Annotated in this window: 18 protein-coding genes, 1 tRNA gene and 4 pseudogenes; 19 read left to right on the top strand and 4 right to left on the bottom strand. The window is 68.9% G+C overall.

Going from position 1 to position 25,373, the window contains the following annotated elements; all coding sequences use genetic code 11:
• Positions 1 to 51 precede the first annotated feature (51 nt).
• The 12 genes and pseudogenes from HK415_RS10690 (at position 52) to HK415_RS10640 (ending at position 12,990) form a co-directional block, all read left to right on the top strand.
• Positions 52 to 546 carry a tripartite tricarboxylate transporter TctB family protein gene (locus HK415_RS10690; RefSeq protein ID WP_309246827.1) on the top strand — a complete coding sequence of 165 codons (495 nt, stop codon included), beginning with the start codon at positions 52 to 54 and terminating at the stop codon, positions 544 to 546.
• 1 nt (position 547) lies between these two features.
• Positions 548 to 2,131, top strand: a complete 1,584-nt coding sequence (locus HK415_RS10685; RefSeq protein ID WP_171558819.1) for a tripartite tricarboxylate transporter permease — start codon at positions 548 to 550, stop codon at positions 2,129 to 2,131.
• Positions 2,128 to 3,063, top strand: a pseudogene (locus HK415_RS24950) (sigma 54-interacting transcriptional regulator); the annotation flags it as partial. The gene HK415_RS10685 and the pseudogene HK415_RS24950, both read left to right, overlap by 4 nt.
• Before the next feature lie 128 nt (positions 3,064 to 3,191).
• Positions 3,192 to 3,575 (top strand): helix-turn-helix domain-containing protein, encoded by a 384-nt coding sequence (locus HK415_RS24945; protein WP_309246826.1) that lies wholly within the window; start codon positions 3,192 to 3,194, stop codon positions 3,573 to 3,575.
• A 163-nt stretch (positions 3,576 to 3,738) separates the two neighbouring features.
• Positions 3,739 to 4,929, top strand: coding sequence for a substrate-binding domain-containing protein (locus tag HK415_RS10675; protein ID WP_171558816.1), 1,191 nt, complete (start codon positions 3,739 to 3,741; stop codon positions 4,927 to 4,929).
• A gap of 119 nt (positions 4,930 to 5,048) precedes the next feature.
• Complete coding sequence (locus tag HK415_RS10670; RefSeq protein ID WP_171558814.1) at positions 5,049 to 6,536, top strand: extracellular catalytic domain type 2 short-chain-length polyhydroxyalkanoate depolymerase; 1,488 nt, start codon at positions 5,049 to 5,051, stop codon at positions 6,534 to 6,536.
• A gap of 16 nt (positions 6,537 to 6,552) precedes the next feature.
• Positions 6,553 to 7,320 (top strand): annotated as a pseudogene (locus HK415_RS10665) (ABC transporter ATP-binding protein); the annotation flags it as partial.
• Positions 7,321 to 7,363: 43 nt separating this feature from the next.
• Complete coding sequence (locus HK415_RS10660) at positions 7,364 to 8,089, top strand: ABC transporter ATP-binding protein (RefSeq protein WP_171563331.1); 726 nt, start codon at positions 7,364 to 7,366, stop codon at positions 8,087 to 8,089.
• A gap of 77 nt (positions 8,090 to 8,166) precedes the next feature.
• Positions 8,167 to 9,150, top strand: coding sequence for a branched-chain amino acid ABC transporter permease (locus tag HK415_RS10655; protein ID WP_171563329.1), 984 nt, complete (start codon positions 8,167 to 8,169; stop codon positions 9,148 to 9,150).
• Positions 9,151 to 9,157: 7 nt separating this feature from the next.
• The gene (locus HK415_RS10650) at positions 9,158 to 10,303 is read left to right on the top strand and encodes a branched-chain amino acid ABC transporter permease (RefSeq protein WP_171558811.1); all 1,146 of its coding nucleotides are present in this window, start codon (positions 9,158 to 9,160) and stop codon (positions 10,301 to 10,303) included.
• Complete coding sequence (locus HK415_RS10645) at positions 10,290 to 12,098, top strand: carboxylesterase/lipase family protein (protein WP_171558809.1); 1,809 nt, start codon at positions 10,290 to 10,292, stop codon at positions 12,096 to 12,098. Before HK415_RS10650 ends, HK415_RS10645 begins: the two co-directional genes overlap by 14 nt.
• A 23-nt stretch (positions 12,099 to 12,121) precedes the next feature.
• Positions 12,122 to 12,990: pseudogene (locus HK415_RS10640) on the top strand (alpha/beta fold hydrolase).
• 6 nt (positions 12,991 to 12,996) lie between these two features.
• Here HK415_RS10640 and hemH read toward each other — a convergent pair.
• Complete coding sequence (gene hemH, locus HK415_RS10635) at positions 12,997 to 13,986, bottom strand: ferrochelatase (RefSeq protein ID WP_309246657.1); 990 nt, start codon at positions 13,984 to 13,986, stop codon at positions 12,997 to 12,999.
• 130 nt (positions 13,987 to 14,116) lie between these two features.
• On the opposite strand from hemH, the gene HK415_RS10630 reads away from it, so the two are divergent.
• The gene (locus HK415_RS10630; protein ID WP_171558807.1) at positions 14,117 to 14,809 is read left to right on the top strand and encodes an HAD family hydrolase; all 693 of its coding nucleotides are present in this window, start codon (positions 14,117 to 14,119) and stop codon (positions 14,807 to 14,809) included.
• Here the strand turns inward: HK415_RS10630 and hpnE are convergent.
• From hpnE to hpnC, 3 genes and pseudogenes are all read right to left on the bottom strand, one after another.
• A pseudogene (gene hpnE / locus HK415_RS10625) lies at positions 14,806 to 16,082 on the bottom strand (hydroxysqualene dehydroxylase HpnE). The gene HK415_RS10630 and the pseudogene hpnE overlap by 4 nt on opposite strands.
• Positions 16,079 to 16,921 carry a presqualene diphosphate synthase HpnD gene (gene hpnD, locus HK415_RS10620; RefSeq protein WP_171558804.1) on the bottom strand — a complete coding sequence of 281 codons (843 nt, stop codon included), beginning with the start codon at positions 16,919 to 16,921 and terminating at the stop codon, positions 16,079 to 16,081. The pseudogene hpnE and the gene hpnD overlap by 4 nt, the downstream one beginning before the upstream one ends.
• A 23-nt stretch (positions 16,922 to 16,944) precedes the next feature.
• Positions 16,945 to 17,802 carry a squalene synthase HpnC gene (gene hpnC, locus HK415_RS10615; protein WP_171558801.1) on the bottom strand — a complete coding sequence of 286 codons (858 nt, stop codon included), beginning with the start codon at positions 17,800 to 17,802 and terminating at the stop codon, positions 16,945 to 16,947.
• A gap of 119 nt (positions 17,803 to 17,921) precedes the next feature.
• Between hpnC and HK415_RS10610 the strand changes: the two genes are divergently transcribed.
• The 6 genes from HK415_RS10610 to clpP all read left to right on the top strand — a co-directional run bounded on the left by HK415_RS10610 (position 17,922) and on the right by clpP (position 25,338).
• Positions 17,922 to 19,103: an efflux RND transporter periplasmic adaptor subunit gene (locus HK415_RS10610; protein WP_171558799.1), complete on the top strand. Its 1,182-nt coding sequence runs from the start codon at positions 17,922 to 17,924 to the stop codon at positions 19,101 to 19,103.
• A 7-nt stretch (positions 19,104 to 19,110) separates the two neighbouring features.
• Positions 19,111 to 22,278 (top strand): efflux RND transporter permease subunit, encoded by a 3,168-nt coding sequence (locus tag HK415_RS10605; protein ID WP_171558796.1) that lies wholly within the window; start codon positions 19,111 to 19,113, stop codon positions 22,276 to 22,278.
• A 67-nt stretch (positions 22,279 to 22,345) separates the two neighbouring features.
• A complete protein-coding gene (locus HK415_RS10600) occupies positions 22,346 to 23,077 on the top strand; it encodes a glycosyltransferase family 25 protein (RefSeq protein ID WP_171558793.1) in 732 nt (243 codons plus the stop codon).
• A gap of 115 nt (positions 23,078 to 23,192) precedes the next feature.
• Positions 23,193 to 23,278, top strand: a tRNA-Leu gene (locus HK415_RS10595).
• Between the two features lie 26 nt (positions 23,279 to 23,304).
• Positions 23,305 to 24,621: a trigger factor gene (tig, locus tag HK415_RS10590; RefSeq protein WP_171558791.1), complete on the top strand. Its 1,317-nt coding sequence runs from the start codon at positions 23,305 to 23,307 to the stop codon at positions 24,619 to 24,621.
• A gap of 108 nt (positions 24,622 to 24,729) precedes the next feature.
• Positions 24,730 to 25,338: an ATP-dependent Clp endopeptidase proteolytic subunit ClpP gene (gene clpP, locus HK415_RS10585; protein ID WP_171558789.1), complete on the top strand. Its 609-nt coding sequence runs from the start codon at positions 24,730 to 24,732 to the stop codon at positions 25,336 to 25,338.
• The last annotated feature ends 35 nt before the right edge of the window (positions 25,339 to 25,373 follow it).

The raw sequence follows: 25,373 nt of genomic DNA, 5'->3' as shown, positions 1-25,373 counted from the left end.
CCGGGCGTTTCTTTTTCCGACCGCCGAGGAGGCTTCCATGGCAGACACGACATCCCCCGCAAGCCGCAGGCGCTGGTGGGCGCACTGGTCCTGCTCACCGGCCTCGGGCTGGCGGGCGGCGCGCTGAAGATCCCCGGCGAGGCCGGCTATGGCGGCGTCGGGCCGAACTTCCTGCCCTGGGTGGTGGCGACGGTGCTGACCGTGTGCGGCATCCTGATCGTGCGCGAGGCCTTCACCGGGGGCTTTCGCGACATGGAGGAACCCTCGGGCGGGGACCGCGGCTGGTGGCCCGGGCTCGTCTGGGTGTCGGCCGGCATGCTGGCCAACGCGGCGCTGATCACCACCATCGGCTTCATCCTGAGCTGCACGCTGTGCTACATGCTGGCGGTGCAGGGCCTGCGGCGCGCGCAGGGGCAGGCGACCACGACAGGCAGCCTGCTGGCGGACCTCGTGACGGGCCTCGCGCTGTCGGCGCCGGTGTTCTGGATGTTCACCAAGTTCCTGGCCATCAACCTCCCCGGCATCACCGCCTCCGGCTGGATTTGACATGGACATCTTCTCCGCCCTCCTGCAAGGCTTCGCCACGGCGATCAGCCCGATCAACCTGGTGTGGGCCTTCGTCGGCTGCGTGCTCGGCACCGCCGTCGGCGTGCTGCCCGGCATCGGGCCGGCCGTGGCCGTGGCCATGCTGCTGCCCATCACGGGCAAGGTGGACATCACCGCCTCGATGATCTTCTTCGCCGGCATCTACTACGGCGCGATGTACGGCGGCTCCACCACTTCCATCCTGCTGAACACGCCGGGCGAGACCGCCAGCATGGTCACCGCGATGGAGGGCAACAAGATGGCCAAGAGTGGCCGCGCGGGGGCGGCGCTGGCCACGGCGGCGATCGGCTCTTTCGTGGCGGGGACCATTGCCACCGTCATCGTCACGCTGTTCGCGCCGACGGTGGCGGAGTTCGCGGTGAAGCTCGGCCCGCCGGAGTACTTCCTGCTGATGGTGCTGGCTTTCACCACGGTCAGCGCGGTGCTGGGGCAGAGCACCCTGCGCGGCATGACCTCGCTGTTCCTCGGCCTGGCGCTGGGCCTGATCGGCCTGGACCAGATCTCCGGGCAGGGCCGCTACACGGGCGGCGTGCCGGAGCTGCTCGATGGCATCGAGATCGTTCTCGTGGCCGTGGGCCTGTTCGCGGTGGCGGAGATCCTTTACTTCGCGCTGTTCGAAGGCCGCGTGGTCGAGACGCAGAACAAGATGAGCCGCGTGTACATGTCGGTGCGCGACTGGCGGCGCTCGGCGCCGGCATGGTTGCGCGCCACCTTCATCGGCGCGCCCTTCGGCTGCATCCCGGCCGGCGGCACCGAGATCCCCACCTTCCTGAGCTACGCGGTGGAGAAGAAGCTGGCCAAGGGCGAGGACAAGAAGGAGTTCGGCACCACCGGCGCCATAGAAGGCGTCGCCGGCCCGGAGGCGGCGAACAACGCCACGGTCACCACCGCGCTGATCCCGCTGTTGACGCTGGGCATCCCCACGTCCAACACCACCGCCATCCTGCTGGGCGCCTTCCAGAACTACGGCATCCAGCCGGGACCGCAGCTGTTCACCACCTCCGCCGCGCTGGTGTGGGCGCTGATCGCGTCGCTCTACATCGGCAACGTGATGCTGCTGATCCTGAACCTGCCGCTGGTGAAGCTGTGGGTGCAGCTGCTGAAGATCCCCAAGCCGCAGCTTTACGCGGGCATCCTGATCTTCGCGACCGTGGGCGCCTACGGCATGCGCCAGAGCGCCTTCGACCTCGTGCTGCTCTGGGCGATCGGCCTGGTGGGCGTGGTGATGCGCCGCTTCGACTTCCCGACCGCTCCCGTGGTGGTGGGCATGATCCTCGGCCCGCTGGCCGAAGCGCAGATGCGCAACGCGGTGTCGATCGGCGAGGGCAGCTTCCTGGTGTTCCTGCAGCGGCCGATGTCGCTGTTCCTGGTGGCGGTGATCGTGGCGGTGCTGCTGCTGCCGCGGATCTACAAGCGGGTGCAGGCGCGCAGGCGGGGGCGACGACCCTGCCGCACGGGGGCGTGGAGCCCTGAGGGTCCGGCCGGAGTGACACGCGCCCTGCGGGCGCTACCATTCCGGCCATGAAGTCCGACGCATCGCTGCCCCTGGACGGCCAGCGCATCCTGGAGCTGGCGGCGCGCTCCATGTTCGACCTGTTCGCCAATGCCAGCGAAGGCATGATGCTGGTGGACCGCAACGCGCGCGTCGTCTGGATCAACGACCAGTACCGGCGCTACCTGCCGGCCCTGGGCTTCCAGCGCGAGGAGGACTTCGTCGGCCACCCCGTGTCCGAGGTCGTGCAGAACACGCAGATGCACCGCGTGCTGGAGACCGGCAAGCCGATCCTGATCGACCTGCTGTCCAACAAGGCCGGCACCTTCGGCGTCAGCCGCATCCCGCTGCGCGACGAGGCCGGCAAGGTGATCGGTGCCCTGGGCATCGTGCTGTTCGACCATCCCGAGACGACGCTGCAGCCGCTGATCCACAAGTTCGCCAACCTGCAGCGCGACCTGGACGACGCCCGCCGCGAACTCGCGAGCCAGCGCCGCAGCAAGTACACCCTGGCCAGCTTCGTCGGCGGCAGCACCGCCGCCGTCGAAGTGAAGCGCCAGGCGCGCAAGGCCGCCCAGTCGTCCAGCCCGGTGCTGCTGCTCGGTGAAACGGGCACGGGCAAGGAACTGCTGGCCCACGCGATCCACGCGGCGTCGGCGCGTTCGCGCGGCAACTTCGTCAGCGTCAACATCGCCGCGGTGCCCGACACGCTGCTGGAAGCGGAGTTCTTCGGCGTGGCGCCCGGTGCGTACACGGGCGCCGACCGCAAGGGCCGCGACGGCAAGTTCAAGCTGGCCGACGGCGGCACGCTGTTCCTCGACGAGATCGGCGACATGCCGCTGGCGCTGCAGCCCAAGCTGCTGCGCGCGCTGCAGGAAGGCGAGATCGAGCCGCTCGGCTCCAACAAGGTGGTGCCTTTCGACGCCCGCGTGATCGCGGCCACCTCGCGCGACCTTGCGCGCTGGTGCGTGAAGGCCGCTTCCGCGAGGACCTGTACTACCGCCTCAACGTGCTGCCGATCAAGGTGCCGCCGCTGCGCGAGCGCCGCGCGGACATCCCGGCGCTGGCCGAAGTGCTGGTGGAGGACATCGCCATGCGCAACGGCACCGCGCCCTTCGACCTGGGCGCCGACGCGCTCGCGATGCTGTCCTCGCAGCGCTGGCGCGGCAACATCCGCGAGTTGCGCAACGTGCTGGAACAGGCGGCGATGCGCAGCGATTCGCGGCACATCGATGCGCCGGCCGTGGAGGAAGTGCTGCGCGAAGCGGGCATCGAACGCGTGCCGCCGGCCCCCGCGCCGCGCAACCTGGCGCCGGCCGGCAATGTGCTGCGGCCGCTCGCCGAACAGGTCGCCGAGGTGGAGCGCCAGGCGATCCAGGCGGCGCTGGAAGCCACCGGCGGCAACAAGCTCGCCGCCGCCCGCCTGCTGGGAATCTCGCGCGCCAAGCTCTACGAACGCCTGGAACTGGTTGCCTGAAAACCAGACAAATGTCTGGAAATCAGGCGGACTGGGCTGTACGGAAAGCAGGCATCGCGCCCGACCACATCCAAAAAGTCATTGCGCGACAAGCATTTGCGTGCTGGCACGTGAAGTGCATCTGCGCGCCGGTTCACCCCAACGTAGTTCAGGAGACAAAAGCATGCAAAGACGCATCTGGATCGCGGCCTCCGCGGTCGCAGCCGCCGCCTTGGCCACCCCCTTGGCCTGGTCCCAGTCCAAGGAAATCCGCATCGCGCACATCTACAGCCGCACCGGCCCGCTGGAAGCCTACGGCAAGCAGACGCAGACCGGCCTGATGATGGGACTGGACTACGCCACCGGCGGCACCATGACGATCAACGGGAAGAAGATCGTCGTGATCGAGAAGGACGACCAGGGCAAGCCGGACCTCGGCAAGTCGCTGCTCGCCACCGCCTATTCCGACGACAAGGTCGACATCGCCGTCGGCCCCACGTCCTCCGGCGTCGCGCTGGCCATGCTGCCGGTCGCCGAGGAATACAAGAAGGTGCTGCTGGTCGAGCCCGCCGTGGCCGACTCCATCACCGGCGACAAGTGGAACAAGTACATCTTCCGCACCGGCCGCAACAGCTCGCAGGACGCGATCTCCAACGCCGTGGCGCTGGACAAGCCCGGCACCACCATCGCCACGCTGGCGCAGGACTACGCGTTCGGCCGCGACGGCGTGAAAGCCTTCAAGGAATCGGTCAAGAAGGCCAAGATCGTCCACGAGGAATACCTGCCGCAGAACACCACCGACTTCACCGCCGGTGCGCAGCGCCTGATCGACAAGCTGAAGGACCAGCCGGGCCGCAAGGTGATCTGGGTGATCTGGGCCGGTGCCGGCAACCCGTTCAAGATCGCCGACCTGGACCTGAAGCGCCACGGCATCGAGATCGCCACCGGCGGCAACATCCTGCCGGCGATGGCCTCGTACAAGAACTTCCCCGGCATGGAAGGCGCCACCTACTACTACTTCGGCATCCCGAAGAACCCGGTGAACGAGGCGCTGGTCTCCCAGCACTACAAGCAGTTCAAGGCACCGCCGGACTTCTTCACCGCCGGTGGCTTCTCCGCCGCGATGGCGCTGGTGACGGCGCTGAAGAAGACCAATGGCGATACCGGCTCCGAGAAGCTGATCGGCGCCATGGAAGGCATGTCCTTCGACACGCCCAAGGGCAGGATGACCTTCCGCAAGGAAGACCACCAGGCCATGCAGAGCATGTACCACTTCAAGATCAAGGTCGACCCGGCGTTCGCCTGGGGCGTGCCGAAGCTGGTGCGCGAGATCAAGCCGGAAGAGATGGCCGTTCCGATCCGGAACAAGCGCTGACCGGCTGAGACAACGGGGCGGCCCGCGCCGCCCCGCCATTTTCCGCAGTTCGAGGAGAGAGCCCCCGGCACAGGGGGCCGGGGATTCGCACGTCCGAAAACCACAGGAGACACTCGAAGATGATCCGCAACCTGCGCCTGCTTGCCGTGGCCGCGGCCTTGGCCGCCACGGCCTCCCATGCCGCCGTCCCGCTTCCGGGCTACAACGTCGACCGGTCGCAGACGACCGTGTCCGGCCTGTCCTCCGGCGGCTTCATGGCCAACCAGCTGGGATGGGCCCATTCGTCTCTGTTCCGCGGCGTCGGCATCTTCGCCGCCGGCCCCTACATGTGCGCCGGGCACAACAACTACACGGCGTGCATGTACAACGCCACCATCGGCAGCGCGCAGCTCTCGACGATGCAGGGCAGCATCGACAGCTTCAGTTCGGCCGGCTCGATCGACCCGAAGTCGGGCGTCGCCACGCAGAAGATCTACATGTTCGTCGGCAGCAGCGACTTCACCGTCGGTCCCAACCCGATGGCGGCGCTGCGCACGCAGTACACCAACAACGGCGTGCCGGCAGCGAACCTCGAGTACGTGCAGCGCGCCAGCACGGCGCACGTATTCCCCACCGATTTCGACGCCACCGGCAACAACGCCTGCAGCTCGAGCGCCTCGCCCTACATCAGCAACTGCGGCTACGACGGCGCCAAGGCAGTGCTGACCAAGCTGTACGGAACGCTGAATGCGCGCAACAACGCGCCGGCCGCCGGCAACTACATCGAGTTCGACCAGCGCGCCTTCACCTCCAACCCGGGCATGGCGCCCACCGGCTGGGTGTACGTGCCGGCCAACTGCGCCGCGGGCGCGCAGTGCCGCGTGCACGTGGCGCTGCATGGCTGCCAGCAAAGCTACTCCAACATCGGCGACAAGTTCATCAGGAACACCGGCTACACCCGCTGGGCCGACACCAACAGCATCATCGTGCTGTTCCCGCAGACGCAGGTGGACAGCACCAGCCGCCAGACCGCGGCGAGCGGCTCGCTGGCCAACCCGAACGCCTGCTGGGACTGGATCGGCTGGTACGGCAGCAACTTCGCGAGGAAGGCCGGAACGCAGGTCGCCGCGCTCAAGGCAATGGTGGACACCGTGTCATCGGGCGGCGGGGGTGGAGGTGGCGGCGGCACGCTGCCCGCGCCCACGGGCGTGACGACCTCGGGCGCCACCAGCAGCTCGATGAACATCGGCTGGTCCGCCGTCACGGGCGCCTCCGGCTACAACGTGTTCCGCAACGGCACCAAGGACAACGCGCTGGCGATCACGGGCACCACTTACACCGACAGCGGGCTGGCGTCCGCGACCACCTATTCCTGGACCGTCGCGGCACTGGACGCCAACGGCGTGCAGGGCGCACAGTCGGCCCCGGTGAGCGGCACCACCACGGGAACGGCCGCCACCTGCTACACCGCGACCAACTACGCGCACACCACCGCCGGCCGCGCCTACACCGCGGGCGGCTACACCTACGCCAACGGGTCCAACCAGAACATGGGCCTGTGGAACGTCTTCGTCACCACCACCCTGAAGCAGACCGGTCCCAACTACTACGTGATCGGCACCTGTTGATCCATGCCTGCATTCCATGAGCCTACTCGCCACGCATGACCTGACGGTCCGCTTCGGCGGCCACGTGGCGGTCAACGCGGTCACCTGCTCCTTCGAGCCGGGGACCCTGACCGCCATCGTCGGCCCGAACGGGGCCGGCAAGACCACCTACTTCAACCTGATCTCGGGCCAGCTCAAGGCCAGCAGCGGCACCGTCACGCTGGGCGGCCGCAACCTGTCCGGCGCGTCCGCGTCCGCGTCCGAGCGCACGCGCGCCGGGCTGGGCCGCGCCTTCCAGCTCACCAACCTGTTCCCGCGCCTGACGGTGCTGGAGAACGTGCGGCTGGCGGTGCAGGCCACGCGCGAGGGCCCGCATCGCCGCGGCCTGAACCTGTGGAGCGTGTGGAGCGACCACGCCGACCTGCGCGCGCGCGCCGACCAGCTGCTCGCCGAGATCGCGCTGAAGGACAAGGAGGACGAGCTGGTGGCGAACCTGCCGCACGGCGACCAGCGCAAGCTTGAAGTCGCGCTGCTGATGGCGATGGAGCCGCAGGTCTACATGTTCGACGAGCCCACGGCAGGCATGAACCACGCCGAGGCGCCGGTGATCCTGGACCTGATCCGCAAGCTGAAGGCGGACCGCAGCAAGACCATCCTGCTGGTGGAGCACAAGATGGACGTGGTGCGCGAGCTGGCCGACCGCATCATCGTGCTGCACAACGGCTCGCTGGTGGCTGATGGCGAGCCGGCGGAGGTGATCGCGTCGCCGGTGGTGCAGGAAGCCTATCTGGGCGTGGCGCCGCAGCGCCCCATCCCGGCCTTCCCCCAGAGGGGGAAGGAGCAATGCAATGAGCGACAAGCTCCTCACCCTCTCCGGCGTGCACACGCACATCGGTGCGTACCACATCCTGCACGGCGTGGAACTTGCCGTGCCGCGCGGCCAGCTCACCATGCTCCTGGGCCGCAACGGCGCGGGCAAGACGACGACGCTGCGCACCATCCTCGGCCTCTGGCGCGCGTCGCAGGGCCGCATCGTGTTCGACGGCCAGGACATCACGCAGGCCGCCACGCCGCAGATCGCGGGCCGCGGCATCGCCTACGTGCCGGAGAACATGGGCATCTTCGCCGACCTCACGGTCAAGGAGAACATGGTGCTGGCCGCGCGCGGCGCGAAGAACGCCAGCCAGATCGACGGCGAACGGCTGCAGTGGATCTTCTCGCTGTTCCCCGCCGTGGAGAAGTTCTGGAACCACCCGGCCGGCAAGCTCTCGGGTGGCCAGAAGCAGATGCTGGCGGTGTCGCGCGCCATCGTGGAGCCGCGCGAATTGCTGATCATCGACGAGCCCAGCAAGGGCCTGGCCCCCGCGATCATCAACAACATGATCGGGGCCTTCGAGCAGCTCAAGGCCAAGGGCGTGACCATCCTGCTGGTGGAGCAGAACATCAACTTCGCCAAGCGGCTGGGCGACACGGTGGCCGTGATGGACAACGGCGTGGTGGTCCACGCGGGTTCCATGAAGGAACTCGCCGAAGACGAGGAACTGCAGCACTCGCTGCTGGGGCTGGCGCTATGAGCGGCGCCGGACCGCTCCAAGCCGCGAAGGCCCCCGGGGGGCAGCGCAGTACACGAAGTGACAAGCGTGGGGGCTCCATGACTTTCTTCAAGGACTTCGACTGGAAGCCGCTCGCCCTGGTGCCGGTGCTCGCACTGCTGGTGCTGCCCTTCATCGGCTCGCCCTCGACCTGGGTGACGCTCACGGTGGCGGGCCTGGCCATGGGCATGATCATCTTCATCATCGCCTCGGGCCTCACGCTGGTGTTCGGCCTGATGGACGTGCTGAACTTCGGCCACGGCGTGTTCATCGCGCTGGGCGCCTTCGTCGCCACCAGCGTGCTGGGCGCGATGGGCGACTACACGGCCTCCGCCAGCCTGTGGAAGAACATGCTGGCGGTGCTGCCCGCGATGGTGGTGGCGATGCTGGTGGCCGGCGCGATCGGCCTGGCCTTCGAGCGCTTCATCGTGCGGCCGGTGTACGGCAACCACCTCAAGCAGATCCTCATCACCATGGGCGGCATGATCATCGGCGAGGAGCTGATCAAGGTGATCTGGGGCCCGCTGCAGATCCCCCTGCCGCTGCCGGAAGGCATGAGGGGCAGCCTGTACCTCGGCGACGCCGCGGTGGAGAAGTACCGCCTGATCGCCGTGGTGGTGGGCGTGGTGGTGTTCGGCCTGCTGCTGTGGACGCTCACGCGCACCAAGATCGGCCTGCTGATCCGCGCCGGCGTGCAGGACCGCGAGATGGTGGAGTCCCTCGGCTACCGCATCCGCGTGCTGTTCGTGGGCGTGTTCATGGTGGGCAGCGCGCTGGCCGGCCTGGGCGGCGTGATGTGGGGCCTGTACCAGCAGAACGTGATCCCGCAGATGGGCGCGCAGGTCAACGTGCTGATCTTCATCGTGCTGATCATCGGCGGCCTGGGCTCCACCACCGGCGCCCTGGTGGGCGCGCTGCTGGTAGGCCTGATGGCCAACTACACCGGCTTCCTGGTGCCCAAGATGGCGCTGTTCTCCAACATCCTGCTGATGATGGCCATCCTGCTGTGGCGTCCGCAGGGCGTCTATGCCCTGAACAAGTGATCACGCCATGCTGACCCGACTCCTGTCCAATGATTTTCCCCGCAGCCGCGTGCTCGCGGCCGTGCTGGTGCTGATCTTCCTGGCGCTGGCCTTCACGCCCTTCCTGTTCCCCGGCGTCAAGGCGCTGAACGTCGCCGCCAAGGTGCTGGTGTTCATCGTGCTGGTGGCGAGCTTCGACCTGCTGCTCGGCTACACGGGCATCGTGAGCTTCGCGCACACCATGTTCTTCGGCATCGGCGCCTATGGCATCGCGATCGCGTCGACCCGCATGGGCCCCGGCTGGGGCGCGCTGCTGGTGGGCACGCTCGCGGCGCTGGCGGTGTCCTTCGTGCTGGCCGCGGCCATCGGCCTCTTCTCGCTGCGCGTGCGGGCGATCTTCTTCTCGATGATCACGCTGGCCTTCGCCGCGGCCTTCCAGACGCTGGCCTCGCAGCTGTCCGAAATCACGGGCGGCGAGGACGGCCTGACCTTCAAGATGCCCGAGGTGCTGTCGCCGGGCTTCCAGCTGTCGGAGACGCCTTTCCTGGGCGTGTCGCTCGACGGCCGGCTGCTTTGCTACTACCTGCTGTTCGTGGTGGCCCTGGTGCTGTTCCTGGCCATGCTGCGGATCGTGAACTCGCCCTTCGGCCGCGTGCTGCAGGCGATCCGCGAGAACGAGTTCCGCGCCGAGGCGATCGGCTACCGCGTGGTGGTGTACCGCACCATCTCCAGCATCCTGTCGGCGCTGTTCGCCACGCTGGCGGGCGCGATGCTCTCCATCTGGCTGCGCTACAACGGGCCGGACACCACGCTGTCCTTCGAGATCATGCTGGACGTGCTGCTGATCGTGGTGATCGGCGGCATGGGCACGATCTACGGCGCGGCGATCGGCTCGGGCCTGTTCCTGGTGGCGCAAAGCTACCTGCAGGACCTGCTCAAGCTCGGAAGCGACGCGGTCTCCGGGCTGCCCTGGCTGGCCGCACTGCTGTCGCCGGACCGCTGGCTGCTCTGGCTCGGCCTGCTGTTCGTGCTCTCCGTCTACTACTTCCCCACCGGCGTGGTCGGCCGCCTGCGCGCCCTGCGCGCGGCGCCCGCGCGCCGAAACGCTTCCCCCACCGCGGCTTCCCCGGCCGCCCCCAGCAACGCCATCGAAGGAGACTATGTTGAGAACTGAAAAGTCATTGCAGTCCACCGCGCGCCTTGCTGGCCGCTGGCGGACGCGCCTGGGCGGCGCCGTCGCGGCGCTCGTGATCCCCATGCTGCTGGCGGCATGTGGCGGTGGCGGTGGCGCGAGCACGACGGCGCAGGGCGGTGAGCTGCTGGCCGACTCCAACGTGACCGTGCGCAAGACGCACCTGGGCGTGGTGCGCGGCGAGGCCCTGGCCGGGGTGACCGCATTCAAGGGCATCCCGTTCGCCAAGGCGCCGGTCGGTGCGCTGCGCTGGCAGGCCCCGCAGGAGGCGGACGCGTGGACCGGCGTGCGCACCACCACGGCCTTCGGCAATGCGTGCTCTCAGTACGGCCGCATCTACGGCCCGGGTGCGAACAACCGCTACGACGCGACCATCGGCAGCACGCTGTTCCTGGCGGTGGGCCAGGAGGACTGCCTGTACCTGAACGTCTGGAGCCCGGCGAACGCCAGCGGCAAGCTGCCCGTGATCGTGTTCTTCCACGGCGGCAGCAACGTTTCCGGCTACACGGCCGACCCGATGTACGACGGCGCGGCGCTCGCCAAGGCGGCCAACGCGGTCGTGGTCACCGCCAACTTCCGCCTCGGCATCCTCGGCTTCCTGGACCTGCCGCAGCTCAAGACCGGCGACGCGTCCAACGATTCCGGCAACTTCACGATGCTGGACAGCATCAAGGCGCTGGAGTTCGTGCAGAAGAACGCGCGCGCCTTCGGCGGCAACCCGGACAACGTCACGATCATGGGCCAGTCGGCCGGCGCGATCAACGTCTGGGCGCTGCAGACCTCGCCGCTCATGACGGCCGCGACGCCGAAGCTGTTCCACCGCAACGTGCCGCTGTCCGGCGGCATCTCGCTGGCCACCAACCTGCCGGCGGGCAGCCTGCCGACGCTGAACCCGCGCAGCTTCTACCAGGGGCAGGGCACGGCGCTGCTGCAGAACCTTCTGATCGTCGACGGGCTGGCCACCGACGCAGCCAGCGCGAACGCGTACATCGCCGGCAGGACGCCGGCCGAGATCGCCGCCTACCTGCGGGGCAAGGCGCCGCAGCAGCTGTTCACGACGCTGCTCACGCGCATGCCCACGCTCGCCGGCTCGGGCCCCATCCCGGACGGCACGGTGGTCGCGAGCGACCCGATCGAGGCGATCAAGGCCGGCAACTACGTGAAGGTGCCGGTGCTGGCCGGCAACACGCGCGACGAGGGCAAGCTGTTCCCGTCCTTCCTGTTCATCGTCGGCGCGGAGTTCCCGACCGTCCGCAAGGTCTCGGACGCACAGCTCTTCGCGCACCATTTCTCGAACGACCCGAATGCCGCGGTGCAGACGCCGATCGGGGACTGGCTGGTGGCGTCCGTGCTTCCGGCGAACGCACCGGTCACCGGCTTCACCGCCCGCGCCGAAGCGCTGAACAGCATCTTCTTCCTGCGCAGCCGCGACAACGTGCTCAACGCGCTGAAGACGCAGCAGTCCGACGTCTGGTACTACCGCTTCGACTGGGACAAGCAGCCGGCGCCGTGGAACGACATCTATGGCGCGGTGCACGTGGTGGACCTGCCCTTCATCTTCGGCAACTTCGGCCCCTCGCTGTTCTCGAACGTCTGGTTCAGCAACGCCAACGCGCCGGGACGGCTGGAACTCTCGGCCGCCATGATGCAGACGCTGGGCAGCTTCGCGCGCAATGGCGATCCCAACAACGTCTCGCTGGGCGTGGCGTGGCCGGCGTGGCCGAACAAGCTGGTGTTCGACGCGACCCTTTCGAACAAGAGCATCCGCGCGGAGTGACGATGCCCAAGGAGGACAGGACCATGCCTTTCGTCTCGAAGTACGCCACCTGCGCGGGACGCGAGATCCACTACACGGAGTGGGGCGCGCAGCATGGGCGCACGGTGATCGCCTGGCATGGCCTGGCGCGCACCGGGCGCGACATGGACGAACTGGCCGAATTCCTGTCCTCCGGCTGGCGCGTGATCTGCCCGGACACGATAGGCCGCGGCTTCAGCCAGTGGAGCCCCGACCCCGGCAACGAATACAGGCTGGAGTTCTACGCGCGCATCGCCGCGGACCTGCTGGACCAGCTCGGGATCGCGCGCGCGCACTGGGTCGGCACCTCCATGGGCGGTGCGATCGGCACGGTCTGCGCGTCAGGGCTGTTCCAGCCGGCGCTGAAGGACCGCATCCTCAGCCTGGTCCTGAATGACAACGCGCCGCGGCTGGCGGCACCGGCCGTGGAGCGCATCGCTCCTATGCGGGCAACCCGCCGGCGTTCGCGACGATGGCGGAACTGGAAGCCTTCTTCCGGCAGGTCTACAAGCCCTATGGCTGGCTGTCCGATGAGCAGTGGCGGCGCCTGGCCGAGACCTCCGCGCGGCGCCTGCCGGACGGGCGCGTGACGCCGCACTACGACCCCGCGATGGTGCGGCAGTTCACGGACCACCCGAAGGACTACGACCTCTGGGAGCACTACGACCGCCTGCGCATCCCGGTGCTGCTGCTGCGCGGCGCGGACTCGGACCTGGTGCTGCCCGATGCGGCGGCGGAGATGTTGACGCGCGGGCCGGGGGCCCTGGGGCTCGCGCGCGTGGTGGAGATCCCGGGCTGCGGCCATGCGCCCGCGCTGAACGTGCCGGCGCAGCTGGAGCTGGTGCGCTCGTTCATCGAGACCGCGGAGAGCTGAGGCACATCAGCGGGCCGCTCCCAATGCCACGGCGCGTTCCTTCTGCTCCTGCAGCACTTTCGGATCCGCCACCGCCTGCGTCGGCCAACCCGCCAGGTGCTGCTGCGTGATCGCGCCGAGTGCGCGGATCCACTCCGTGTCGTCGTTCAGGCAGGGGATGTATTGGAAGCTGCGCCCGCCGGCGGCGAGGAAGGCGTCGCGGCCTTCCTGCGCGATTTCCTCCAGCGTCTCCAGGCAGTCGCTGCTGAAGCCGGGGCACACCACGTCCACGCGCCGCTTGCCCTCGCGCGCCAGCGCCTGCAGCGTCGGCTCGGTGTAGGGCTCCAGCCACTTGGCCTTGCCGAAGCGGGACTGGAAGGTGAGCGTCCAGGCGTCTGCGGGCAGCTGCAGCAGCTCGGCCAGCAGGCGGCCGGTCTTGCGGCATTCGCAGTGGTAGGGGTCGCCCAGGTGCAGCGTGCGTTCGGGCACGCCGTGGAAGCTCATGACCAGGTGGTCGGGCTTTCCGTGTTCGCGCCAGTGCCGCTCGATGCTGCGCGCCAGCGCCTGCAGGTAGCCGCGGTCGTCGTGGTAGCGGTTGACGAAGCGCAGCTCGGGCACCGCGCGCCGCGCCTGCGCCCATTGCGCCACGGCGTCGATCACGCTCGCCGTGGTGGTGCCGGAGTACTGCGGGTAGGCGGTGAGGATCAGGATGCGCTCGGCGCCCGCGTCGGCCAGCGCGTCCAGCTCGGAGGCGATCGACGGGTTGCCGTAACGCATCGCGTAGGCGACGCGCACCCGGTGCCCGTGTTCGCCCAGCCAGCCCTGCAGGCGCTTGGCCTGGCGCTCGGTCCACACCTTCAGCGGCGAGCCCTCGGGCGTCCAGATCGTCGCGTACTTGGCCGCGGATTTCGCCGAGCGCAGCGGCAGGATCACGCCGTACAGAAGCGGCAGCCACACGGCGCGCGGGATCTCCACCACGCGGGGGTCGGCCAGGAACTGCGCCAGGTAGCGGCGCACGGCGGCGGGCGTGGGTTCGTCGGGCGTTCCCAGGTTGCAAAGCAGGACGGCGGTGAAGGGGCCTGCCCGTGCTGGTGGGCGGGGCGGGCGGGAGTGCTGGCGGTCGCGGGCATGAGGTATTCTCGCCGCCATGCTGGACGTCGGGAAAATCAGGGCCATCACGATCGATCTCGATGACACGCTGTGGCCGATCTGGCCCACGATCGAGCGGGCCGAGAAGGCGCTGCACCAGTGGCTGTGCGATTACGCGCCCATGACGGCGGCCCTCTTCGCCAACCCCGCGGCGCTGCGCGACATCCGCGCGGAGATGACCAGCGCGCGCCCGGACCTCAAGCACGACATGAGCGCGCTGCGGCGCGAATCGATCCGGCTGGCGCTGTACCGCGCGGGAGAGAACCCCCTGATGGCCGACACGGCCTTTGAGGTGTTCTTCGCCGAGCGCCAGCGCGTCACCCTCTTCGAGGACGCGCTGCCCGCACTGCAATACCTGTCGGCCCGCTTTCCGCTCGTGGCGCTTTCCAACGGCAATGCGGACCTGCGCCGCATCGGTCTGGCGCACCTGTTCCGCGCCAGCATCTGTGCCCGCGAGTTCGGCGTGGGCAAGCCCGATCCCCGCATCTTCCACGCCGCCGCCGGAGCGGCCGAAACGATGCCGCAGGACATCCTGCACATCGGCGACGACGCCACGCTCGATGCCCTGGGCGCGCTGAACGCCGGCATGCAGGCCGCGTGGCTGAACCGGTCCGATGCGATCTGGCCGCACGAGCAGGAGCCGCACATCGAGCTGGCCCACCTCGGCGACCTGAGCGACCTGATTCCCTAACGGCCCACGCTCTCGGCGACGGCGAGGCCCGCGCGCACCGCGCCTTCCAGCGTCGCCGGGTAAGGGCCTTCGACGTAGTCGCCGCAGGCCCACAAGCCGGGCGCGATGGCCAGCGGCGGACGGCGCAGCCCCGGCACGCAGGCGAAGGTGGCGCGCTTTTCCACGATGGTCTTCAGCGGCTGCACCTTCCAGCCCAGGTTCGCCGCCTGCACCATCACCTCGCGCTCCAGGCTGTCCTTGTCCGCGTTGCTGGCGCTCACCACGAAGGCGAGCAGGCCCGCGGGCCCCCGAGCTGGCCGCGGTCGAACACGAACTGCGCGGGCGCGCCGGGGCCGCAAGGCAGGGCCACCATCGGCAGCGGCAGCCGGGGCCCGCCGGTGGCATAGACGGTGGCGATCGCCTCGTAGGCGAGGGCGTCGGTGCGCACGAGCCAGTCGGCCACGGGCACCCCGCTTTCGCGCACGATGCGTGCCGCCTCGACGGGCTGCGTGGCCAGGATCACTTCGTCGAAGCGCTCGCCGGCCACCGTCCACCCCGCCCGCGGATGCCGTTCGACGTGCGCCCGCTCGCCCAGGCGCAGCTGTGCCCCCTGGGCGAGCAGCCAGCGCTGCGCGGCATCGGGGAACAGCCGCCCGAGGTCCTGCCGTGGCAGCAGCAGGTTCGAGCTGCCCCAGTCCCGGTGCCCGCATCCGAACAGGGCGTCGCCCAGCACGCGCAGGAAGACCTCGCCGCTCGCCCGGTCCGAAGGCGTGTTCAATGCGGCGATGCACAGCGGCTCCACCAGCTGCTCGCGCACCTTCGGCGTGAGTGCGCGCGTGAGTTCGGCGACGGTCGCCGCAGGATGGCAGCGGAAGCCGGAGAGCTGCCACCCCGCCGCCGCGCGCAGCAGCGACAGCCGGTCGCGCCAGCTCCAGCCGCGCGCCCGCAGGATGCCGGCGGCCGCGTCCCAGGGCGCGGGCCAGGCGGGCAGGGCGAGTCCCTGGCCTCGCAGGTCGTGCAGCACCAGCGGCAGGCGCAGCAAGGCCGCTTCGGTGTCGACGCCGACCTTTTCCATCAGGCGCAGCGTCTCCAGGTAGGCGCCGATCAGGATGTGCTGCCCGTTGTCCAGGAGCGCGCTGCCGCCTTCGGGCAAGCTGACTTCCACGGTGCGGGCGCGTCCGCCCAGTGCGCGCGAAGCCTCGAACACGCTCACCACGTGCCCGCGGCTGGCGGCCTCCACTGCCGCGGCGAGTCCGGCCCAGCCGCCACCGATGACGGCGACGCGCCGGCTCACCCCATGCTTCCCAGAGCCTGCACCTTCCACGCCAGCCAGAACTTGCGCAACGGCGTGAGGCTGATGCGCTGGTGCAGCACCTGGAAGTCCTCGGCCTCGATCTCGCGCAGCAGCGTGCGGTAGATGCTCGCCATCATCAGCCCGGGCTTCTGCGAGCGCCGGTCCTCCGGCGGCAGCAGCGCCAGCGCCTCTTCGTAGAGGGAATGCGCGCGCCGCGCCTGGAAGCGCATCAGAGCGATGAAGCGGTCGGAGTGCTTGCGCTGCAGGACCTCGTGCGCCTTCACGTCGAACTGCTGCAGCTCGTTGACCGGCAGGTAGATGCGCCCGCGCATCGCGTCCTCGCCGACGTCGCGGATGATGTTGGTCAGCTGGAAGGCCAGGCCGAGCTTGTGCGCGTACTCCGTCGTGCGCGGCTGCGTCTGGCCGAAGATGCGCGCCGACACCTCGCCCACCACGCCGGCCACCAGGTGGCAATAGCGCTGCAGCGCCTGGAAGTCCAGGTAGCGCGTCTGGTCCAGGTCCATCTCGCAGCCGGTGATCACCGACTGCAGCTGCTCCTGCTGCAGCCCGTACTCGCGCACGCCCGGCATCAGGGCCTGCATCACGGGATGGGTCGCGTTGCCGGCGAAGGCCTTGGCCACCTCGGCGTGCCACCAGGCGAGCTTGGTGCGCGCGACGCCGGGGTCGGTCACTTCGTCCACCACGTCGTCCACCTCGCGGCAGAAGGCGTAGAAGGCGGTGATGGCCGCGCGCCGCGGGGGCGGCAGGAAGAGGAAGGCGTAGTAGAAGCTGCTGCCCGAGGCGGCGGCCTTCTGCTGGACGTACTGTTCGGGCGTCATGTTGTTCTTGTGGGCCCCGATTCTCACATCCACAGCGCACCCCACAGCATGGTCGGCACATCGAGCGGGCCCAGCGCGGGCCGCCGCTGCATGGTGCGGTGGCCCATGGCCTCGATGCGGCGCAGCACGCGCAGTCCGCCCTGGACCACCATGCGCAGTTCCCAGCCCGCGCGGCCGGGCACGCGGTGCACCAGGGGTGCACCCGAAAGCATCAGGTCCCGCGTCCAGGTGCACAGCTCGCGCACCAGCTGGGGCGCGTTCGGGTTCATGGGCCAGCTGCGCGGCCGCGAAGGATCGAGCCCATGCCGGCGGCAATCCTCGGCGGGCAGGTAGTAGCGCCCGCGCGGCAGGTCCACGCTCAGGTCCTGCCAGAAGTTGGCCAGCTGCAGCGCGGTGCAGATGGCATCGCTCTGCGCCAGCGACTTCGCGTCCGTCACGCCATACAGGTGCAGCAGCAGGCGGCCCACCGGGTTGGCGGAGCGGCTGCAGTAGTCGACCAGGTCGGCGCGGTCGCGGTAGCCGGCGCGGTCGCGCGTCTTTTCCACGTCCTGCCGGAAGGCGGCCAGCAGGTCGAACAGGGGCTGCTCGGGCAGGGCGAACTCCACCCGCGCCGTGCCCAGTGCGGCAAAGAGGTTGCCCCAGCGGCCGGAGCCGCTGTTGCCGGCCAGGCACGCCGCCAGCTCGTTTCGGTATGTAAGCAGATCGGCCAGCCGTTCACCCTCTGTTGCATTTCCCTCATCCGCGATATCGTCGGCCGTACGCGCGAACCAGTAGATCGCCGCGATCGGGCGGCGCAGCCGGGGAGGGCAGAGCCACGAGGCGACGGGGAAGTTTTCGTAGTGCTCGACCGGGCGGTACCGGTCGTCGGGGAAGGCGCTCACCTCCCGATTGTCGCTTGACAGGCTCTGCAGGCATCTCCTAGATTACTAACCGGTCAGTCATTAACGTTTTCCCAGCCATCCGCCGGTCCTGGATGGCGGTCTCCCGTTCACGGATTCGTATGGTCAGTGCCCTTTCGTCCCGCTTTGCGTTGTGGAGCGCGGTCCTCCTGCCGCTGGTGCTCCTGCTGGGCTGCTCCCGCGGGCAGGCGCCGTCCGAGCCCGTGCGCGCCGTCAAGGTGATCACGGTGACGGCTTCCGGCATGGAGGCGCGGCACGAGTTCTCCGGGGAAGTGAAGGCGCGCGTGGAGTCGCGCCTGGGCTTCCGCGTCGCCGGCAAGATCACCCAGCGGGCGGCGGAAATGGGCCAGCACGTCAAGGCCGGCACCGTGCTCGCGCAGCTCGACCCGCAGGACTACCGCCTGGCCGCCGACGCGGCCCGCGCGCAGGTGGCTGCCGCCACCACCAACCGCGACCTGGCTGCCGCCGACTACAAGCGCTTCGTCACGCTGCGCGAGCAGAACTTCATCAGCGGCGCGGAGCTGGAGCGGCGCGAGACGGCATTGAAGGCGGCGCAGGCGCAGCTGGAACAGGCGCAGGCGCAGCTGGCCTCGCAGGGCAACCAGGCGCGCTACACCAACCTGGTCGCCGACGTCTCCGGCGTCGTGACCGCGGTGGAGGCGGAACCCGGGCAGGTGGTCGCCGCCGGCACGCCGGTGGTGCGCATCGCCGCCGACGGCCCGCGCGACGTCGTGTTCTCCGTACCGGAAGACAAGATCGTTGCATTGCGAACCGGCACCCCGGTCAACGTCCGTCTGTGGGCCAGCCAGTCGCAGCTGCAGGGCCGCGTGCGCGAAGTCGCCGCCAGCGCCGACCCGGTGACGCGCACCTATCCCGTGAAGGTCTCGCTGGAGACGACCACGCCGCCGCCCCTGGGTGCCACCGTCACCGTGCTGCCGCAGCTCGCCGCGCAGGCCGCCGGCACGCAGGTGATCAAGATCCCGACCAGCGCGCTGCGCCAGGAGGGCAAGGGCACCGCCGTCTGGGTGCTGGACCGCGCCACCATGACCGTGAAGTCGCAGACTGTGCAGGTGGCCACCGCCGACGGCAACGATGCCGTCATCGCCGCGGGCCTGCAGCCCGGGATGGTGATCGTCGCCGCCGGCGTGCACGTGCTGGCGCCGGGGCAGAAGGTCTCGGTCTGGCAGGAAAAGACGTCCGGCCTGCCGCCGGTGGCCACGCAGCCGGCCGCCAACCCGGTCGCCGGCGCCGCCCAGGCGGCCACGCTGCCCACCACGCGCTGAGGCGGCGATGAGCGACGACACCCCGGAGCGCCGGCGCTTCAACCTCTCGCGCTGGGCCCTGGAGCACCCGGCCCTCACGCGCTACCTGATGGTGGTGCTGATGCTGCTGGGCGTGTTCGCCTACTTCCAGCTCGGGCAGGACGAGGACCCGCCCTTCACCTTCCGCGCGATGGTCATGCGCGTGTTCTGGCCGGGCGCGACCGCGCAGCAGATGGCCGAACAGGTCACCGACAAGCTCGAGCGCACGCTGCAGGAGGTGCCGTACGCCGACATCATCCGCAGCTACTCCAAGCCGGGCGAGGCGCTGATCGTCCTGCAGATCAAGGACTCCTCGCGCGCGGCCGAAGTGCCCGGCGTCTGGTACGCGGTGCGCAAGAAGGTGGGCGACATGCGCGGCACGCTGCCCGCCGGCGTGGTCGGTCCCTTCTTCAACGACGAATACGGCGATGTCTACGGCGTGATCTACGCGCTGGAGGCGGACCAGGGCTTCAGCTACGCGGAGGTGAAGACCTTCGCCGACGACGTGCGCCAGCAGCTGCTGCGCGTGCCCGACGTCGCCAAGGTGGAACTGTTCGGCGTGCAGGACGAGAAGCTGTACGTCGAGATCTCGCAGAAGCGGCTGGCGCAGCTGGGACTGGACCTGAACCAGGTGCTGCAGCAGCTGGGGCAGCAGAACGCGGTGGAATCGGCCGGCGCGATCCAGACGCCGCTGGAGGTGGTGCAGGTGCGCGTGGCCGGCCAGTTCGAAGCGGTCGAACAGCTGCGGGCCATGCCGATTCGCGGCGGCTCGGGCAACCAGCTGCGCCTGGGCGACATCGGCGAAGTCAGGCGCGGCTACGTCGATCCGCCGCAGGTGAAGGTGCGCCACGGCGGCAAGGAAGTGATCGCCATCGGCGTGTCCATGGCCAGGGGCGGCGACATCATCCGGCTGGGCACCGCCTTGAAGGCCGCCACCGGCCGCATCGACGACGGCCTGCCCGCCGGCATCCGCCTGGTGCAGGTGCAGGACCAGCCCAGGGCGGTGTCGACCTCGGTCAACGAGTTCGTGGTGACGCTGGTGGAAGCGGTGGTGATCGTGCTGGCGGTGAGCTTCATCAGCCTGGGGCTGCACCGGCGTCCGCAGGCGGCGCTGCTGCCGCTGTGGAAGCGCTGGTACGTGGACATGCGTCCCGGCCTGGTGGTGGGCATCACGATCCCGCTGGTGCTGGCCGTGACCTTCCTGGCCATGCACTACTGGGGCATCGGCCTGCACAAGATCTCGCTGGGCTCGCTGATCATCGCGCTGGGCCTGCTGGTGGACGACGCGATCATCGCCGTGGAGATGATGGTGCGGAAGATGGAGGAGGGCTACGACAAGGTCCGCGCCGCCACCTTCGCCTACGAAGTGACGGCCATGCCGATGCTCACCGGCACGCTGATCACGGCCGCCGGCTTCCTGCCGATCGGCATGGCGCGCTCCACGGTGGGCGAGTACACCTTCGCCATCTTCGCGGTGACGGTGATCGCGCTGGTCCTGAGCTGGTTCGTGTCGGTGTATTTCGTGCCCTACCTGGGCACGCTGCTGCTCAAGGCCAAGCCGGTCTCGGCCGAGCACCACGAGCACTTCGATTCGCCCTTCTACCGGCACTTCCGCAGCACGGTGGACTGGTGCGTGGAGCACCGCTGGATCACCATCGGCGCCACGCTGCTCACCTTCGCGCTGGGCATCGCCGGCATGGGCAAGGTGCAGCAGCAGTTCTTTCCCGATTCGAGCCGGCCGGAGATCCTGGTGGACATCTGGTTCGCCGAAGGCACCTCCTTCGCGGCCAACGAGGAGGTGGCCAAGCGGCTGGAGGCCCGGCTGCTCGCCACGCCCGACGTGACCTCCGTGACCACCTGGGTGGGTTCGGGCGTGCCGCGCTTCTACCTGCCGCTGGACCAGATCTTCCCGCAGAGCAATGCCTCGCAGCTGATCATCCTGCCCAAGGACCTGCCCACGCGCGAGGCCTTGCGCAAGCAGCTCCCCACGCTGCTCGCGCAGGAGTTCCCCGAAGTCCGCGCGCGCGTCAAGCTGCTGCCCAACGGCCCGCCGGTGGCTTACCCGGTGCAGTTCCGCGTGCTGGGACCCGACCCGCAGGTGCTGCGCGAGCGCGCCGACGAAGTGAAGGCGGCGATGCGCCAGAGCACCAACACCCGCGGCGTGAACGACAACTGGAACGAGTCGGTGAAGGTGCTGCGGCTGGAGGTGGACCAGGCCAAGGCGCGCGCGCTGGGCGTCACCAGCCAGTCGATCGCGCAGGCCAGCCGCACCATGCTGGCCGGCACGCCGGTCGGCCAGTTCCGCGAGGGCGACAAGCTGATCGACATCGTGCTGCGCCAGCCGGCGGACGAGCGAAACGCGATCAGCGACCTGGGCAACTCCTACCTGCCCACCGCCTCGGGCAAGGCCATTCCGCTGACGCAGATCGCGCGGCCGGTGTTCACCTGGGAGCCGGGCGTGATGTGGCGCGAGGGCCGCAACTACGCGATCACCGTGCAGTCCGACATCGTCGAAGGCCTGCAGGGCGCGACGGTCACGCAGGAACTGCTGCCCCAGTTGAAGAAGCTGGAGGCCGGCTGGCCGCAGGGCTACCGCATCCAGGTGGCGGGGGCGGTGGAGGAGAGCAACAAGGGCTCGTCCTCGATTGCCGCCGGCGTGCCGGTGATGCTGTTCCTCACCTTCACGCTGCTGATGCTGCAGCTGCACAGCTTCAGCCGGGCGATGCTGGTGTTCCTGACCGGGCCGCTGGGCATCGCCGGCGTGGCCGGCGCGCTGCTGCTGCTGAACCGGCCCTTCGGCTTCGTCGCGCTGCTGGGCGTGATCGCGCTCATGGGCATGATCCAGCGCAACTCGGTCATCCTGATCGACCAGATCGAGCAGGACCGCGCGCGCGGCGTGCCGGCCTGGGATGCGATCGTGGAAGCGGCGGTGCGCCGGCTGCGCCCCATCGTGCTGACCGCGGCGGCGGCGGTGCTGGCCATGATCCCGCTGTCGCGCTCGGTGTTCTGGGGCCCGATGGCGGTGGCGATCATGGGCGGGCTGGTGGTGGCGACCGTGCTGACCCTGCTGGCCCTGCCGGCGATGTACGCGGCCTGGTTCCGGGTGAAGCGCGAGCGACCTGCGGCTGCCGGCGCCTTCGTGCAAGCCCCCGCGTAGCCCGGGCGGGGCGCGCGCCTCGCGTATGCTTCGCGGCTGCTCCAGCGCATCAGCCAAGCATCCAGCCGTGGACATCCCCATCAAGGTCATCAACCTGCGCCGGTCGGCCGACCGGCGCGAGACATTCGCCCGCCGCAACGCGCACATCGCCTACGAGTTCGTCGAAGCCCATGACGGCGCCGCGCTGACCGAGGCCCAGCTGGCGGACCCGCGCCACTTCATCCCGCCGCTGCGCTTTCCCAGCCGCGGCGCCTACGGTTGCGCCCTGTCGCACCTGGCGCAGTGGGACGCGGCGATCGCGCAGGACAGGCCGCTGACGGTGGCGGAGGACGACGCGGTGTTCCGCCTCGATTTCCCCGAGGCGTCGCGCAAGCTCATGGCGCACCTGCCGCCCGACTGGGATTTCATCCTCTGGGGCTGGAACACGGACTCGGTGATCTCGCTGATGTCCCTGCCGGGCGTGACGCCGGCGGTCATGCTGTTCAACCACCAGCTGCTGTGCGAGAACATGGACGGCTTCCAGGCCCTGACGACCCCGTCGTATCCCCTCGCGCTGGACCGGACCGTCGGCATCCCGGCGTACACGATCTCCCCCGCGGGAGCGCGCAAGTTCCGGCAGGACTGCTTTCCCATGAAGCACTTCGAGATGTACTTCCCGGTGATGAACCAGAACAAGGCCAACGACGGCATCGACATCGCCATGGCCAGGAGCTATTCGGTCACGAAGTCCTTCGCCGCCTTCCCGCCGCTGGCCGCGACCCCGAACGAAACCGGCAAGTCGACCATCCAGCCGCCCTGATCGCTGGCACCGGCAGAGCTGGCGGGCCCTCCGGTCGGTTAAAATCTTTTGTTGACCGGATTCGAGCGGGCGGTCAGGGTGTCCTGGCCGTCCGCTTTTCCCTTTCCAGTGACCGGCGCGGGTGGCGAAATTGGTAGACGCACCAGGTTTAGGTCCTGACGCCAGCAATGGTGTGGGGGTTCGAGTCCCCCCCGCGCACCACACTCTTTTCCCAACCGAGATTGATCATGGCCGTGACCGTAGAAACCCTGGACAAGCTGGAACGCAAGATGACGCTGACGCTGCCCGTCAACGCCATCCAGTCCGAAGTCGATTCCCGCCTGAAGAAGCTGGCGCGCACAGTCAAGATGGACGGCTTCCGCCCCGGCAAGGTGCCGCTGTCGGTCGTCGCCCAGCGCTACGGCTACTCCGTGCAGTTCGAGGTGATGAACGACAAGGTGGGCGAGGCCTTCGCCGCCGCCGCCAACGAGGCCAAGCTGCGCGTGGCCGGCCAGCCCAAGATCACCGAGAAGGAAGGCGCGCCCGAGGGCGAGCTGGCCTTCGACGCCGTGTTCGAGGTCTACCCCGAAGTGAAGATCGGCGACCTGGCCGATGCCGAGGTCGAGAAGATCAGCACCGAGGTGACCGACGAGGCGATCGACCGCACGCTGGACATCCTGCGCAAGCAGCGCCGCACCTTCGCCCAGCGCCCGCACGACGCCACCGTGCAGGCCGGCGACCGCGTGAGCGTGGACTTCGAAGGCAAGATCGACGGCGAGCCCTTCGAGGGCGGCAAGGCCGAGGACTTCCAGTTCATGGTCGGCGAAGGCCAGATGCTCAAGGAATTCGACGAGGCCGTGCGCGGCATGAAGGCCGGCGAGAGCAAGACCTTCCCGCTTGCCTTCCCCGCGGACTACCACGGCAAGGACGTGGCCGGCAAGACCGCCGACTTCATGGTCACCGTGAAGAAGCTCGAGGCGTCCAACCTGCCGGAAGTGAACGAGGCCTTCGCCAAGTCCCTGGGCATTCCCGACGGCACGGTGGAAGCGCTGCGCGCCGACATCCGCAAGAACCTCGAGCGCGAGGTGAAGTTCCGCCTGCTGGCCCGCAACAAGCAGGCCGCCATGGACGCGCTGGTCGCCAAGTCCGAGCTGGACCTGCCCAAGTCCATCGTGCAGAACGAAATCGACCGCCTGATCGAAGCCCAGCGCAACGAACTCAAGCAGCGCGGCCTGAAGGACGTGGAGAAGCTGCCGATCCCCGAGGACATCGTGCGTCCGCAGGCCGAGCGCCGCGTGCGCCTGGGCCTGGTGGTCGCCGAGCTGGTGCGCGGCAACAGCCTGGAAGCCAAGCCGGAGCAGATCAAGCAGCACATCGAGGAGCTGGCCGCCAGCTACGAGCGCCCCGCCGACGTGGTGCGCTGGTACTACGGCGACAACCGCCGCCTGGCCGAGGTCGAGGCGATCGTGATCGAGAACAACGTCACCGACTACATCCTGTCGAAGGCGAAGACCGTCGAGAAGAACGTGGCGTTCGACGAGCTGATGGGGCAGCAGCAGGCGTAAAGCCTCCCAGCACCCGCCATGGGGCCGGAGCGGTCTTGCGAAAGGCCGGTCCGGCCCCAATTCCATTCAGGCTAAAGTACAGCCAAGTCTTTCGGAGCACATTCCCCCATGAGCGCACTTGAAACCCAGGGCCTGGGCCTGATCCCCATGGTCATCGAGCAGTCCGGCCGCGGCGAGCGGTCGTACGACATCTATTCGCGCCTGCTGCGCGAGCGCGTGATCTTCCTGGTGGGCCCGGTGAACGACCAGACCGCCAACCTGGTCGTCGCGCAGCTGCTGTTCCTGGAGTCCGAGAACCCGGACAAGGACATCTCGCTCTACATCAACTCCCCGGGCGGCAGCGTCAGCGCCGGCATGGCGATCTACGACACGATGAACTTCATCAAGCCGTCGGTGTCCACCCTGTGCACCGGCATGGCGGCCTCCATGGGCGCCTTCCTGCTGGCGGCGGGCGAGAAGGGCAAGCGCTTCGCGCTGCCCAACTCCAAGATCATGATCCACCAGCCCTTGGGCGGCATGCAGGGCCAGGCGACGGACATCGAGATCCACGCGCGCGACATCCTCAAGACCAAGGCGCAGTTGAACAAGATCCTGGCGGAACGCACCGGCCAGCCCCTGGAAAAGATCGAGCGCGACACCGATCGCGACTACTTCCTGGAGGCCGAAGAGGCCAGGGCCTACGGCCTCGTGGACCAGGTCATTGCAAAAAGACCGTAAATCCCGCCCCCTCGGTTGCAGAACGGCAACGACGG

Origin of the sequence: Ramlibacter montanisoli, assembly GCF_013087525.1 — a bacterium.
Classification (GTDB): domain Bacteria; phylum Pseudomonadota; class Gammaproteobacteria; order Burkholderiales; family Burkholderiaceae_C; genus Ramlibacter; species Ramlibacter montanisoli.
The sequence above is the reverse complement of the archived record's forward strand: the minus strand, read 5'-3'. Positions and strand labels throughout refer to the sequence as shown.

Coding starts and splice junctions, on each gene's coding strand:
- HK415_RS10685 (WP_171558819.1), top strand. CDS start 548: ATGGACATCTTCTCCGCCCTCCTGCAAGGCTTCGCCACGGCGATCAGC.
- HK415_RS24945 (WP_309246826.1), top strand. CDS start 3,192: ATGCGCAACGGCACCGCGCCCTTCGACCTGGGCGCCGACGCGCTCGCG.
- HK415_RS10675 (WP_171558816.1), top strand. CDS start 3,739: ATGCAAAGACGCATCTGGATCGCGGCCTCCGCGGTCGCAGCCGCCGCC.
- HK415_RS10670 (WP_171558814.1), top strand. CDS start 5,049: ATGATCCGCAACCTGCGCCTGCTTGCCGTGGCCGCGGCCTTGGCCGCC.
- HK415_RS10660 (WP_171563331.1), top strand. CDS start 7,364: ATGAGCGACAAGCTCCTCACCCTCTCCGGCGTGCACACGCACATCGGT.
- HK415_RS10655 (WP_171563329.1), top strand. CDS start 8,167: ATGACTTTCTTCAAGGACTTCGACTGGAAGCCGCTCGCCCTGGTGCCG.
- HK415_RS10650 (WP_171558811.1), top strand. CDS start 9,158: ATGCTGACCCGACTCCTGTCCAATGATTTTCCCCGCAGCCGCGTGCTC.
- HK415_RS10645 (WP_171558809.1), top strand. CDS start 10,290: ATGTTGAGAACTGAAAAGTCATTGCAGTCCACCGCGCGCCTTGCTGGC.
- HK415_RS10630 (WP_171558807.1), top strand. CDS start 14,117: ATGCTGGACGTCGGGAAAATCAGGGCCATCACGATCGATCTCGATGAC.
- hpnD (WP_171558804.1), bottom strand. CDS start 16,921: ATGACGCCCGAACAGTACGTCCAGCAGAAGGCCGCCGCCTCGGGCAGC.
- HK415_RS10610 (WP_171558799.1), top strand. CDS start 17,922: ATGGTCAGTGCCCTTTCGTCCCGCTTTGCGTTGTGGAGCGCGGTCCTC.
- HK415_RS10605 (WP_171558796.1), top strand. CDS start 19,111: ATGAGCGACGACACCCCGGAGCGCCGGCGCTTCAACCTCTCGCGCTGG.
- tig (WP_171558791.1), top strand. CDS start 23,305: ATGGCCGTGACCGTAGAAACCCTGGACAAGCTGGAACGCAAGATGACG.
- clpP (WP_171558789.1), top strand. CDS start 24,730: ATGAGCGCACTTGAAACCCAGGGCCTGGGCCTGATCCCCATGGTCATC.